At 64.8% G+C, this 12,733-nt stretch carries 10 protein-coding genes, 1 tRNA gene, 2 rRNA genes and 1 pseudogene; 8 read left to right on the forward strand and 6 right to left on the reverse strand.

Annotated features, from left to right (window positions below; genetic code table 11):
• Both V6M48_RS00590 and V6M48_RS00595 read left to right on the forward strand, forming a co-directional pair.
• Positions 1-289: pseudogene (locus V6M48_RS00590) on the forward strand (inositol-3-phosphate synthase); the annotation flags it as partial.
• A 23-nt stretch (positions 290-312) separates the two neighbouring features.
• Positions 313-747 carry an HIT family protein gene (locus tag V6M48_RS00595; RefSeq protein ID WP_332810576.1) on the forward strand — a complete coding sequence of 145 codons (435 nt, stop codon included), beginning with the start codon at positions 313-315 and terminating at the stop codon, positions 745-747.
• Positions 748-760: 13 nt separating this feature from the next.
• Here V6M48_RS00595 and V6M48_RS00600 read toward each other — a convergent pair whose 3' ends face one another.
• Positions 761-1,510 (reverse strand): phosphocholine cytidylyltransferase family protein, encoded by a 750-nt coding sequence (locus V6M48_RS00600; protein ID WP_332810577.1) that lies wholly within the window; start codon positions 1,508-1,510, stop codon positions 761-763.
• Positions 1,511-1,630: 120 nt separating this feature from the next.
• Between V6M48_RS00600 and V6M48_RS00605 the strand changes: the two genes are divergently transcribed.
• Together V6M48_RS00605 and xth are read left to right on the forward strand one after the other, a co-directional pair.
• Positions 1,631-2,458: an NTP transferase domain-containing protein gene (locus tag V6M48_RS00605; RefSeq protein ID WP_332810578.1), complete on the forward strand. Its 828-nt coding sequence runs from the start codon at positions 1,631-1,633 to the stop codon at positions 2,456-2,458.
• Entirely contained in the window at positions 2,455-3,246 is a 792-nt protein-coding gene (xth, locus tag V6M48_RS00610; protein ID WP_332810579.1) for an exodeoxyribonuclease III, read from the forward strand. Before V6M48_RS00605 ends, xth begins: the two co-directional genes overlap by 4 nt.
• 229 nt (positions 3,247-3,475) lie before the next feature.
• Here the strand turns inward: xth and groL are convergent, their stop codons facing one another.
• Both groL and groES read right to left on the reverse strand, forming a co-directional pair.
• Positions 3,476-5,128: a chaperonin GroEL gene (groL, locus tag V6M48_RS00615; protein WP_332810580.1), complete on the reverse strand. Its 1,653-nt coding sequence runs from the start codon at positions 5,126-5,128 to the stop codon at positions 3,476-3,478.
• 83 nt (positions 5,129-5,211) lie between these two features.
• Positions 5,212-5,499: a co-chaperone GroES gene (groES, locus tag V6M48_RS00620; RefSeq protein WP_332810581.1), complete on the reverse strand. Its 288-nt coding sequence runs from the start codon at positions 5,497-5,499 to the stop codon at positions 5,212-5,214.
• A 254-nt stretch (positions 5,500-5,753) separates the two neighbouring features.
• Here groES and V6M48_RS00625 point away from each other — a divergent pair, with 254 nt between their 5' ends.
• The 4 genes from V6M48_RS00625 (at position 5,754) to V6M48_RS00640 (ending at position 11,757) form a co-directional block, all read left to right on the forward strand.
• On the forward strand, positions 5,754-7,478 hold the full coding sequence (locus tag V6M48_RS00625) for a DEAD/DEAH box helicase (RefSeq protein ID WP_332810582.1): 1,725 nt from the start codon (positions 5,754-5,756) through the stop codon (positions 7,476-7,478).
• A gap of 380 nt (positions 7,479-7,858) precedes the next feature.
• A complete protein-coding gene (locus V6M48_RS00630) occupies positions 7,859-10,696 on the forward strand; it encodes an EAL domain-containing protein (protein WP_332810583.1) in 2,838 nt (945 codons plus the stop codon).
• 176 nt (positions 10,697-10,872) lie between these two features.
• On the forward strand, positions 10,873-11,118 hold the full coding sequence (locus V6M48_RS00635) for a DUF6894 family protein (protein WP_332810584.1): 246 nt from the start codon (positions 10,873-10,875) through the stop codon (positions 11,116-11,118).
• A gap of 42 nt (positions 11,119-11,160) precedes the next feature.
• Complete coding sequence (locus V6M48_RS00640; protein WP_332810585.1) at positions 11,161-11,757, forward strand: demethoxyubiquinone hydroxylase family protein; 597 nt, start codon at positions 11,161-11,163, stop codon at positions 11,755-11,757.
• A 258-nt stretch (positions 11,758-12,015) separates the two neighbouring features.
• Here the strand turns inward: V6M48_RS00640 and V6M48_RS00645 are convergent.
• From V6M48_RS00645 to V6M48_RS00655, 3 genes are all read right to left on the reverse strand, one after another.
• A tRNA-Met gene (locus V6M48_RS00645) sits at positions 12,016-12,092 on the reverse strand.
• Between the two features lie 87 nt (positions 12,093-12,179).
• Positions 12,180-12,294, reverse strand: a 5S ribosomal RNA gene (gene rrf, locus V6M48_RS00650).
• Between the two features lie 112 nt (positions 12,295-12,406).
• A 23S ribosomal RNA gene (locus V6M48_RS00655) occupies positions 12,407-12,733 on the reverse strand; the annotation flags it as partial.

Raw genomic sequence — 12,733 nt, forward strand, 5'->3', positions numbered from 1 at the left:
GGACTATGTCGCCTGGCAGAATGACAACAAGGTGTGCTTCCTGCGGATGGAGGGGCAATTGTTCGGCGGCGTGCCGATGAACATCGAGCTTCGCCTGTCGGTCGAGGACAGCCCCAACAGCGCCGGCGTTGCGATCGACATGATCCGCTGCGCCAAGCTTGCCAAGGACCGCGGCCTTGGCGGCCCGATCCACCCGGCCTCGGCTTACTTTTGCAAGCATCCGCCCCAGCAGATGACCGACGATGCCGCCCATGAAGCCCTGGAACGCTTCATCCACGACGACGCCTAAGCCGCCGTCCGCCAAGGATCACGATGAACGAGACGATCGAGAAGTTCGGCCATCCCGCGACCCTGGTCGCCGACTATCATTATTGGGTGGTGCTGCTGCGTCCGGCGCAGCCGACGCTCGGCAGCCTGGTGCTTGCGGCAAAGAGCGACGCGACCGCTTTCGCGGCGCTGCCTCCGCCCGCGTTCGTCGAGCTGGCGCGGGTGGTGAGCGATGTCGAGGGCGCACTTCGCGACGCGGTCGCTTTCGCCAGGATCAATTATCTGATGCTGATGATGGTCGATCCCAACGTCCATTTCCACGTCATCCCCCGCTACGAAGGGGAGCGCTGCGCCGCCGGGCTGACGATTGCCGACACGGGCTGGCCGAAGATGCCGGTGCTCGGCGACGCGGTCGAACTCGATGCCGGGCAGATCGAGACGGCGGTCGAGTGGCTGAAGGGATATTGGCCCAAGGCCTAGTCGCGCGGGGAGATCAGGACTCGCCCCGGCCCCAGCCGTTCGCCCAGATCTTGGTCAATGCCTCCGCCTTCTCGACATCCTCGGGAAAATCGACTTCCTGCCATTCCTCGCCCTTGATCGAGACCGTCCCGATCTCGACGTCGCTGGCGAGCGCGTCGATCGCGCGCAGGTACCAGCGCCTCGTGCCTTCGGCGGTGTGCATCATCCGGTCGACCTGCGCGGTGAAGCGGCCGCCGCCATTGCCGAGGAAGGCGAGCAGCCCGATCGATTCGGCATTATATTGGCCGGGCTCGAGCGCCTTGCCGATGCGCAGCAGCCGCTCGCCCTCGCGCAGCACCTTCATGTCGTCGGCGTCGTAATCGTCCTTCTCGTCGACCGTGACGGTGATCGCGCGGCGCGCACCGGCGAGGACCTTCGCGACCAGAGCGGGCGAGACCAAGGTATCGCCGTTGATCAGCAGCACGTCGCGGTCGAACTCGCCGCGCGCCAGCCACACCGAGCCGAGGTTGTCGGCAACGTGATAGAATGGGTTGAACAGCGTCCGAACACGAGGGCGCTCGGCCACGACCTGATCGACCAGCTCGTCGCGAAAGCCGGTCACGACCACCGCGTCGTCGATGCCGTTCGCCGCCAGAGCATCGAGCTGCCATTCGAGCAGGCTGCGGCCGGCGAGGTCGATCAGGCATTTGGGGCGGGTTTCGGTCAACGGCAGCAGACGTGACCCCTTGCCCGCGCTCAGAATAATCGCTTTGGTGATCGGCATGCAGCGGCGCCCGTGCTTGAACAAAAAAGAGGCGTACCGCCCGGGCCACGCGCTTACCGCGTCCGCCCAAGCTCGTCACCATTTTCCGTTTTATCCCCTTCCCGATCGGCGGAGGGCGCGATGAGCGGCGCATGGACGGCGATCGTCCTCGCCGGCCAGCGGCCGGGCGAGAATGATTTCGCCGAAGCCCACGGCACGAGATGGAAGGCGCTGATCCCGGTCGGCGGCGAGCCGATGCTCGGCAGAGTCGTGCGCGTGCTGCTCGACGCCGCGCCGATCGGGCGGATCGTCATCCTCGCCCAGGATCCGCAGAGCCTGATGACCGGCGCGCTAGGATGGATGGTCGCCGAACCGCGGATCGCAACGGCGGTCAGCGGCGACGGCATCTCGCGCAGCATCGCCGCGATCGCGGGAAGCGCCGCCGCGCCGTTCCCGCTGCTGCTCGCGACCGCCGATCACGCTTTGCTCACCGGCGAGATGGTCGAGGCGTTCCTCGATGGCGCGGGCGAAACGGATGCGGCAGTGGCCCTGGTCGAGCGCAGCATCGTCGAAGCCGCTTATCCCGAAACACGCCGGACATGGCTGCGTTTCAGCGATGGCGATTACAGCGGCGCGAACCTGTTCGCGCTGCGCACCGCCAAGGCGCGAAAGGGGCTGGAGATGTGGGCCGAGGTCGAGCGCGACCGCAAGAAGGCGTTGCGGCTGCTGATGTCGTTCGGGCCGCTGCTCGCGCTGCGCGCGCTGACGCGGACGATCTCGCTCGATCGCGCGCTCGCGATCGCCGGCCGCCGCGCCGGTTTCGCGGTGCGCGCCGTGCGCCTCGCCTTTGCCGAGGCGGCGATCGATGTCGACAAGCCCGCCGATCTCGCGCTCGCCGAGCGCATTCTTGCGGCCCGCACGCGCTCCGCCGTGGAGGGAGGCGGCGCCCAGAGAGGCGGGGCGGCGTGAAGATCGCGACGTTCAATGTCAACGGCATCAACGGCCGGCTGCCGCGGCTGCTCGAATGGCTCGAGGAATCGCAGCCCGACGTCGTCTGCCTGCAGGAGCTCAAGACGACCGACGAGAAATTCCCCGCCGCAGCGATCGAGAAGGCGGGCTATGGCGCGATCTGGCACGGGCAGAAGAGCTGGAACGGCGTCGCGATATTGGCAAGGGGCCGCGAGCCGGTCGAGACGCGGCGCGGCCTGCCGGAGGGCGATCCCGATGCCGGCGCCGACAGCCAGAGCCGCTACCTCGAGGCGGCGGTGGACGGCGTGCTCGTCGCCTCGCTCTATTTGCCCAACGGCAATCCGCAGCCCGGCCCCAAGTTCGACTATAAATTGCGCTGGTTCGAGCGCCTGATCGCGCATGCCGGCGAATTGCTCGCGATGGACCTGCCGATCGTGCTCGCCGGCGATTTCAACGTCATCCCGACCGACGCCGACGTCTACAAGCCCGAGCGCTGGCGCGACGATGCGCTGATGCAGCCCGAAAGCCGCGCCGCTTATGCAAGGCTGCTCGCGCAGGGCTGGACCGACGCGATCCGCCATCTCCACCCCGACGAGCGCATCTACACCTTCTGGGATTATTGGCGGAACGCCTGGGGCCGCGATGCCGGGCTGCGCATCGATCATCTGCTGCTGAGCGAGGAAGCGGCGCCGCGGCTCACCGCCGCCGGCGTCGACCGCGAGGTGCGCGGCCGCGAAGGCGCAAGCGACCATGCCCCGGCGTGGGTGGTGCTGGCGGACAGGGAGTAGGCGGTCGCCTGGACGGAGACTTTTCACTTGGTTGTCCTACGCCGAGCATCACCCTCACCCCACCCTCTCCCATCGAGGGAGAGGGCTTTTAGGGGAGTGGGGCGATCCGGTATCGCGCGACGCGCCTCGTCCTTATTCCTCCCCCTTGATAGGGGAGGCTAGGTGGGGGTGCTGCTCGCGCAGTGCCGTGGCGACCATCGTCAGAACGCCGTCCGGACAGCCTAGCTGGTTAGAAGTTCATGCCGCCCATTCCGCCCATGCCGCCCATCCCACCGGGCATCGCCGGCATTGCGGACGGATCCTCGGGCACGTCGGCGATCGCGGCTTCGGTGGTGATCAGCAGGCCGGCGACCGAGGCCGCATCCTGCAGCGCCGAGCGGACGACCTTGGTCGGGTCGATCACGCCGGCCTGGATGAGATCCTCATAAACCTCGGTCTGGGCGTTGAAGCCCATGGCGTGATCGTTGCCGTCGATCAGCTTGCCCGCGACGACCGCGCCGTCATGGCCGGCGTTCTGCGCGATCTGGCGCAGCGGCGCCTGCAGCGCCTTGCGGACGATGTCGATCCCGCGGGTCTGATCGTCGTTGCCGCCTTTCAGATCGTCGAGCGCGCGCGAGGCATAGAGCAGAGCGGTGCCGCCGCCCGGAACGACGCCTTCCTCGACCGCGGCGCGGGTGGCGTGAAGCGCGTCGTCGACGCGATCCTTGCGCTCCTTGACCTCGACCTCGGACGAGCCGCCGACCTTGATCACGGCGACGCCGCCGGAAAGCTTGGCGAGCCGCTCCTGGAGCTTCTCCATGTCATATTCGCTGTTCGACCGCTCGATCTCCGCGCGGAGCGCGTCGGCCCGCGCCTTGATCTTCTCGGGGCTGCCGGCACCATCGATGATCGTCGTCTTGTCCTTGTCGATCGTCACCCTTTTGGCCGACCCGAGCATGTCCAGGGTCACCGCCTCGAGCTTCATGCCGAGATCGTCGGAGATCATCTCGCCGTCGACGAGCACCGCGATATCCTCGAGTGTGGCCTTGCGGCGATCGCCGAAGCCCGGCGCCTTGACCGCCGCGACCTTGAGGCCGCCGCGCAGCTTGTTGACGACCAGAGCGGCGAGCCCCTCGCCTTCGACATCCTCGGCGATGATCAGCAACGGCCGGCCCGACTGGATCACGGCCTCCAGGATCGGAAGCATCGCCTGCAGGGTCGAAAGCTTCTTTTCGTGGAGCAGGATATAGGGGTCGATCAGCTCGACCTGCATCTTTTCGGCATTGGTGATGAAATAGGGGCTCAGATAGCCGCGGTCGAATTGCATCCCCTCAACGACGTCGAGCTCGAACTCGATGCCGCTGGCTTCCTCGACGGTGATCACGCCTTCCTTGCCGACCTTCTCCATCGCCTCGGCGATCTTGCGGCCGACGACCTCGTCGCCGTTGGACGAGATGATGCCGACCTGGGCGATCTCATTGTTGTCGGAGACCGGCTTGGAGCGGGCCTTGAGGTCCTCGACGACCCTGGCGACGGCGAGATCGATGCCGCGCTTGAGGTCCATCGGGCTGATCCCGGCGGCGACCGACTTCATGCCCTCGCGGACGATCGCCTGGGCGAGAACGGTCGCGGTGGTGGTGCCGTCGCCGGCATGATCGTGGGTGTTCGAGGCGACCGAGCGCAGCATCTGCGCGCCCATGTTCTCGAACTTGTCCTTGAGCTCGATCTCCTTGGCGACCGTGACGCCGTCCTTGGTGATGCGCGGCGCACCATAGCTTTTGTCGAGCACGACGTTGCGGCCCTTGGGGCCGAGCGTCACCCGCACCGCATTGGCGAGAATGTCGACACCGCGAGTGATGCTTTCACGGGCATCGCGGGAAAATTTGACGTCTTTGGCTGGCATGGTCTTCGATCCTTAATTGGCTCGCCCGCTTGGCGGGGCGTAAGCAAGTGCGTGGGGCAAGTGGCGTGACCGGGGCGTCGGATTCAGCCGACGATGCCGAGCACGTCGCTTTCCTTCATGATGAGCAGGTCCTCGCCGTTGACCTTGATCTCGGTCCCCGACCATTTCCCGAACAGGATCTTGTCGCCGGCCTTGACGTCGAGCGGCGTGATCGTGCCGTTTTCGGCGCGCGCGCCGGTCCCGATCGCGACGACCTCGCCTTCCTGCGGCTTTTCCTTCGCCGTTTCAGGAATGATGATGCCGCCGGCGCTCTTTTCGGCAGCTTCGATACGGCGGACGAGCACGCGATCGTGCAAAGGGCGGAATGTCATGCTAGGGTCCTCTCGCTGGGCGGCGACAAATCGTCGGTCTCACAACCAGGAGCCAGCGCTGCCCATTGCGGATTGGCACTCTCCACATGAGAGTGCTAAAAACATCTGGGCCTATACCTAACCTAAGTCAAGGCTTACGCTTGCAAGAGCGCCTTCGGCTGCGATCACGAGAAGAGCGCGGCACCGGCCCCGCCGAGGCATGCATTTTCAAATATCCCCTTGCCGCCGCGGCGGCGCAACCCATCTGGAAGACCATGAATTTCGATCAACTGCCCGGCTTTCTTTCCGAAGCCATTGCCGCGCGCGGCTATTCCGACCCCACACCCGTCCAAGCCGCCGTGCTCGAGCCTGAGGCCGAAGGCCGCGACCTGATCGTCTCGGCCCAGACCGGCTCGGGCAAGACGGTCGCGTTCGGACTGGCGATGGCACCCCAGTTGCTGGAGGACAGCGGCCGCCTGCCGTTCGTCCGCGAGCCGCTCGCCTTGGTGATCGCGCCGACCCGCGAGCTTGCCTTGCAGGTCAGCCGCGAGCTCGAATGGCTCTACGCCAAGGCCGGCGGCCGGATCGCAACCTGCGTCGGCGGCATGGATGCGTCCAAGGAACGGCGCGCGCTGAGCCAGGGCGCGCACATCGTCGTCGGAACCCCGGGGCGGCTGCGCGACCATCTCGAGCGCGGCGCACTCGACCTCAGGAACCTGAGAGTCGCGGTGCTCGACGAGGCGGACGAGATGCTCGACATGGGCTTCCGCGAGGACCTCGAGGAAATTCTCGATGCGACGCCGCAGGAGCGCCGGACGATGCTTTTCTCGGCGACGATGCCGAAGCCGATCGTCGCGCTTGCCAAGCGCTACCAGCGCGATGCGCTGCGCATCTCGACCGTCGGCGAAGACCGCGGCCACGGCGACATCCAATATCAGGCGGTGACGGTCGCGCCGGCCGACATCGAGCATGCGGTCGTCAATCTGCTGCGCTTCCACGAGGCGGAATCGGCGATGCTGTTCTGCGCGACGCGCGAGAATGTCCGCCGGCTTCACGCCAGCCTGCTCGAGCGCGGTTTTGCCGCCGTTGCCCTCTCGGGAGAACATAGCCAGAATGAGCGCAACCAGGCGCTGCAGGCGCTGCGCGACCGCCGTGCCCGGGTCTGCGTCGCGACCGACGTCGCCGCGCGCGGCATCGATCTCCCGACATTGTCGCTGGTCGTCCATGTCGAGCTGCCGCGCGACGCCGAGACGCTCCAGCACCGCTCGGGCCGCACCGGACGTGCCGGCAAGAAAGGGACGGCGATCCTCGTCGTCCCCTATCCGCGCCGCAAGAGGGTCGAGGCGATGCTGCGCGGCGCGCGCATCGCGGCCGAATGGATCGCCGCCCCGACCGCGGACGACATCCGCCGCAACGATCGCGAGCGCCTGCTCGCCGGCCTGCTCGAGCCGGTCGAGGTCGACGACGAGGATCGCGAGCTCGCCGCGCGTCTGCTCAGCCAGCGCAGCCCGGAGGAAATCGCCGCCGCGCTGGTGCGCGCGCACCGCGGCCGGATGCCGGCGCCCGAGGAATTGCTCGATCAGGGCGAAGGCCCGGGACGGCAGGGCGACGGCCCGGGACGGCAGGACGGGCATCGCGCCGGCTTCGAGGACACGATCTGGTTCCACATGGATGTCGGCCGCCAGCACAATGCCGACCCGCGCTGGCTGCTGCCGTTGCTGTGCCGCCGCGGCCACGTCACCAAGAACGAGATCGGCGCGATCCGCATCGCCGCGAACGAGACGATGTTCGAGATTCCGCGTGCGATCGCCTCGCGCTTCGTCGCGGCGGTCAAGCGCACCGCGAACGCGGATGACGGCGGCGAGGGCTCGGTCCGGATCGAGCCGATGCAGGGCAATCCGCGCGACGCCGCCAAGCACAACCGCCGCGCCGGCCCGCCGCCGGTCCGGCACAAGCCCAAGCCCTATCGGGCAAAGGCCAAGCCCCACCGGCCGCGGTAGAGTGATTTCAAGTCAGGTGGAATTACCTGACGACTCGGAAATCACGGAAAACAAACGAAAATAGACTCAATCCCGGTTCAATCAACCCGGGATTGAGTCTAGAGCCTGATCCTCTGAGGTTGAAGTGCTTCGCGCTTCCACCGAAGGCGTGAATCGGGCTCTTTCATATGGTTGAAAGGCGGTGGCCCGCCGCTGCGCACGCGCGCCCACCTCGAGAGCATCACGGCATGGGGAAATCCGCTGCACATCGTCCAACCGCACAGCGTGCCCTTATGCGTGAGAATGTACAACCCCGGTAATCCACCTGATCCAGATTACACTGGTTGTTCACGTCTCGGGCCCCAGGGCTATGGCTGTGGGGAAATCGCGATAGGAGCGACATGGGCGGGCAGCGTGAGCATAACAAAGGCCCTGTGATCGCGGGCGCAGACAGTGATGGATTATCCATCGACACCGTCCGCCACATATTGTGGGACTGGGATCTCGTAACCAATGTCATCCGCTGGAGCGAGGAAGGACCGGCGGCGGCGACTTACGGAGTTCCTGAAGGTCCGCTGCCTCCCTCCTGGTGGGAGGAGCGCATTCACCCGGACGATCGCCAACGGGTAATGGAGCAGCTCGGCGCAGCCGTCGCGACCGGGGAGCGGTTTTCGGCAACATACCGGTTGCGGCGGGCAAACGGCAGCTGGGCTCAGGTCTATGCTCAAGCGGTCGTCATCCCCGGCTTGGCCGGCGAAGCGGTGCGCATGGTTGGGTCGCTGCAGGATCACAGCGACCGCCATGAGGCGATCGCCGCGCTGCGCGAGCGGGAGTCGCAACTCGCAACCATCTTCGGCCAGGCGATGATCGGGATCATGCATCTTTCTCCCGATGGGCGCGTGCTGATGGTCAACAACCGCATGTGCGAGATTCTCGGACGCAGCGAGGGGCAAGTCCGTTCGGAAAGGTTCACGGACTGGACGCATCCCGACGATCTCAAGTCGAATTTGCGGCTTCTTGCGAAGCAAGCGAAAGCCGCCGAGCCCTGCATGATCGAAAAGCGCTACGTCCATCCCGACGGCACAATGGTCTGGTGCAGCGTACACCTGTCATTCGTCGGCAGCGCTGGAGCCGTTACGGGAATCATCGTCGTCGCTGAGGACATCACGGCGCGGCGGGAGGCCGAGATCGAGCTCGCGCGCCAGAAGGCTCTCCTCCAGAATGTCGTGGATAGCGTTTCCGACCTGATCTTCGTGAAAGCGGCGGACGGGAAATTCATCCTGACGAACCGCGCGCTCGAGGAGAATTGCGGGCTGCTGACGGGCCGGCGAACCTCCGATGCATTCGCACAGGATCTCGTGCGCGGACTCGAAGTGGTCGATGCGGAGGTCATATCGTCTGGCCAACCGCGCGAAGTGGAGGAGGTGATACCGGTGAAGGGCTCGCCGCGGCTGTTCGACACCGTGCTGGTGCCCTGGGTCAAGGACGGCGCGCCGGCCGGGGTGATCGGGGTTTCGCGAGACATCACCGACCGCAAGGCTGCTGAATCAGCGCTGCGGGAGAGCGAGCTCCTGTACCGCAGCGTGCTCCAGGCGAGCGCCGACTGCATCAAGATCATCTCGCTGGACGGGCGGATCGAGCTGATGAATGAGCCGGGGCTGTGCACGATGGAGATTGCGGTGCCTGAAGACATCGTCGGCGCCGAATGGGCCGCGCTTTGGCCGGACGGCGGGCGCGAAGCCGCGACACAGGCGGTTGCTCGCGCCTCGGCTGGTCACGTCGCGCGCTTCACCGGCTTTTGTCCGACGGCGAAGGGAACGCCGAAATGGTGGGACGTCGTCGTCTCGCCGATGAATGATGAGGACGGACGGATCGTCCGGTTGCTCGCCATCTCGCGCGACATCACCCTCAGCCGGCAGACCGCCGAGAAGCTGCGCTGGACCTCCGAGCACGATGGTCTCACCGAATTGCCGAACCGGAAGACGTTTCAGGCGCGTCTCCAAGGCGCCACCATACGCGCGATGGAGTCGGGCGAGATGGTCGGTCTGCTGCTGATGGATCTGGACCATTTCAAGCATGTCAACGACACCTTGGGACATTCTGCCGGCGATCACCTGCTCACCATCTTTGCCAAGCGCCTGACATCGTCCGTCCGTGCGAGAGATTTCGTCGCGCGGCTGGGCGGAGACGAGTTCGCGGTGATCCTCGAAGGCGTGAAGGAAGAAGAGGATCTCATCCGGGCGGGACAATCGATCCTTGCGCGCCTGCAGGCGCCGATCAGTGTCGATGGCCGCGCCATCAGTGCCGGCGCGAGCATCGGCGGCGCGCTTTTTCCGCGCGACGCCTCCACGGCCCAGGAACTTTTCAACAACGCCGACATGGCGCTTTATTCGCTGAAGGCGGCGGGCCGCGGCGGTACGAAGATGTTCCACAACCACATGCGCCAGCACGCGCAGAATGTCGCTTCGCAGCTCAGCCTCGCCCGGGTGGCGCTGTCGGAGGAGAGCGTCATCCCCAATTACCAGCCCAAGATCGACCTTCGCACCGGCGAGGTCGCGGGGTTCGAGGCGCTGCTGCGCTGGCGGCACCCTCGGTTCGGTATCCAGCTGCCCGAGACCGTCGCCGAAGCGTTCAAGGATTACGAGCTCGCCTCGCGGATCGGCGACCTGATGCAAAGGAAGGTGGTGCGCGACCTTCGGCGCTGGGAGGATCGAGGCTTCGTCCCCGGGCCGGTGTCGATCAATGCCGCGCCGGCCGAGTTCCTCCGCGACGACTATGCCGAGCGCCTCTTGAAGATCATCGCCAATGCGGGAGTCTCGCCTCGCGCGCTCGAGGTCGAGGTCACGGAACATGTGTTCTTCGACCGGGCCTCCGAATTCGTGGCCCGAGCACTGAAGGCCCTGCATGAGGCTGGGGTCCGCATCGCGCTCGACGATTTTGGAACGGGATATTCGTCGCTGTCGCACCTTCGCGATTTCCCGGTCGATGTCGTGAAGATCGATCATTCGTTCATCAGCAAGATGATCGAAGAGCCGGAGATCGGCGCGATCGTTTCCGCCGTCATTGATCTGGCGCGCAGTCTGGGCATCGACGTGGTCGGTGAAGGAGTCGAGACGGAGCAGCAGCGGGACGTGCTTGCGTCGAAAGGCTGTTCCTTCGGTCAGGGCTATCTTTTCGGCCGCGCCGCGGAAGCCGATGAAGTGCAGTTGTTGCTTCGCCGAGTCCAGGCCGCCGCCTGAGCGGATCCGTCGCATCACCCGGTGATCATGCGGACTGTGGTCCAACATAGATCACAATGATTTTCCGAGCCATTTTCCCGCGTCCGTTCGCTTCGACCTCATCGTCGAGCCACCGACCGGCCCCTTGGCGACCGTGAGACATATCGATGCTCCCGCCGAACAGAGGGAGCACCATTATGCCCCATTATTTCTTTCATCTCATCGACGGCACAGACGTGGTGCTCGACCCTGACGGTGTCGAGATGGCCGCCGAAGCCGTCGTCGACGCGGCGCTCTTCCAGGCGCGCGATTGCATGGCTGCCGACGTGAAGGAGGGACGCCTGGACCTTCACTACCGCATCGACGTTCACGATGACGCCGGCAAGCTTGTTCATAGCCTGACGTTCGAGGACGCGTTGGAAATCGTGTCGCCACCGCGATAGCGGCAATCTCCGGTTTGTTCATGGCCTCTGAATCGAGGCCGAATGTCTACTTTCCGCCCATTGCTGGCACGCGCCTCCAATGCGACACTGGTGGCGATGGCAGTCGCAGCGCGTCTCAGATCGGGTGAAACACTGGGCGACCGCGTGATTAAGGTCGACCATTCGGGCGAACATGGCGCCGTGTGCATCTATTCCGCTCAGATCTGGGTAGCCCGCTGGCGCGCCCCCGGCTTAGTGGCGAAGCTAATCCATTTTCGGGCGCACGAATTGAGCCATCGGACCCGGTTCGGCGCTGAGCTGCAACGTCGTGGGTTACGCCGGTGCCGCAGCTATCACCTTTGCGGGGCTGGCGGTTTCGTGCTGGGTCTAGTGACAGGACTGTTTGGCGGAGGAGCCATAGCAGCCACGACCGTCGCGATTGAGCGGGTGGTTTTGCGCCACCTGCACGAACAGATTGCCGCGCTGGAAAAGCTCGACACGGAGGCCGCCGAGGCATTGCGCGAGATAATCCACGAGGAACAGGAGCACCATGACAGGTCGTTCGCTCAGCTGCCCTCGCACTCCTGGGCGACAAAGCTTGTCGACGGCGTGGTCGCGGCTTCGACGGAAGTGGTGATTTGGCTGGGGATGCGTCTCTAGCTGCCATTCGCTCCATAGAATGCTGGCGGGGTTGGCAACGAGGGTAGATCGAGCTGTCACGCCGCTCTCCCCGGACCGCAGACCACAAAAAAACCGCCAAGCCTGGTGGCCTGACGGTTGCGATGTTGGTTGCGGGAGGAGGATTTGCCGCAGCTTTGCTGCGTCGTCTCCGCCGAAGGCGGCTCCGGCTGAACGAGGTTCCAATCCGGGACCCCCAGAACCAACAAAAAAGCCCCGCTCGAGGCGGGGCCGTTTTGTTGGTTGCGGGAGTAGGATTTGAACCTACGACCTTCAGGTTATGAGCCTGACGAGCTACCGGGCTGCTCCATCCCGCGCCAATAACCTTCTCCCCGCGCAAACAGGCGGGGAAAACATGTGAATGGGTTCTTCTTCTAAATCCTGCCTCATACGCCGGCTTCAAAGCCTGGCGACGACCTACTCTTCCGTTGCTTAAGCAACAGTACCATTGGCGCAGTCTGGTTTCACGGCCGAGTTCGGGATGGGATCGGGTGGGTCACAGACGCTATGATCACCAAGCTATGGAGCCGGCGTATGAAGTTGGATCTAGAAAATCGATGCGTGCACTAAAGACCTAGTTGTCCGACTGTCTTGGACAATCATCCAAAACTGTCGTTGATGGTGGGATTCATCAAGCGCGAATAGAGCAATTAGGACCGGTTAGCTCCACAGGTTACCCTGCTTCCACATCCGGCCTATCAACGTCGTGGTCTTCGACGGCTCTATGATATCTTATCTTGAGGGAGGCTTCCCGCTTAGATGCTTTCAGCGGTTATCCCGTCCATGCATAGCTACCCTGCTGCACCGCTGGCGCGATGACAGGTCCACCAGAGGCATGTTCACCCCGGTCCTCTCGTACTAGGGGCAACTCCTCTCAAATATCGACGCCCACGGCAGATAGGGACCAAACTGTCTCGCGACGTTCTGAACCCAGCTCACGTACCACTTTAATTGGCGA

Source organism: Sphingomonas sp. (assembly GCF_036677245.1).
Lineage (GTDB): Bacteria > Pseudomonadota > Alphaproteobacteria > Sphingomonadales > Sphingomonadaceae > Allosphingosinicella.

Excerpts from the sequence above, each read along its gene's own strand:
- V6M48_RS00595 (WP_332810576.1), top strand. The coding sequence starts at position 313 with ATGAACGAGACGATCGAGAAGTTCGGCCATCCCGCGACCCTGGTCGCC.
- V6M48_RS00600 (WP_332810577.1), bottom strand. The coding sequence starts at position 1,510 with ATGCCGATCACCAAAGCGATTATTCTGAGCGCGGGCAAGGGGTCACGT.
- V6M48_RS00605 (WP_332810578.1), top strand. The coding sequence starts at position 1,631 with ATGAGCGGCGCATGGACGGCGATCGTCCTCGCCGGCCAGCGGCCGGGC.
- groL (WP_332810580.1), bottom strand. The coding sequence starts at position 5,128 with ATGCCAGCCAAAGACGTCAAATTTTCCCGCGATGCCCGTGAAAGCATC.
- groES (WP_332810581.1), bottom strand. The coding sequence starts at position 5,499 with ATGACATTCCGCCCTTTGCACGATCGCGTGCTCGTCCGCCGTATCGAA.
- V6M48_RS00625 (WP_332810582.1), top strand. The coding sequence starts at position 5,754 with ATGAATTTCGATCAACTGCCCGGCTTTCTTTCCGAAGCCATTGCCGCG.
- V6M48_RS00630 (WP_332810583.1), top strand. The coding sequence starts at position 7,859 with ATGGGCGGGCAGCGTGAGCATAACAAAGGCCCTGTGATCGCGGGCGCA.
- V6M48_RS00635 (WP_332810584.1), top strand. The coding sequence starts at position 10,873 with ATGCCCCATTATTTCTTTCATCTCATCGACGGCACAGACGTGGTGCTC.
- V6M48_RS00640 (WP_332810585.1), top strand. The coding sequence starts at position 11,161 with ATGTCTACTTTCCGCCCATTGCTGGCACGCGCCTCCAATGCGACACTG.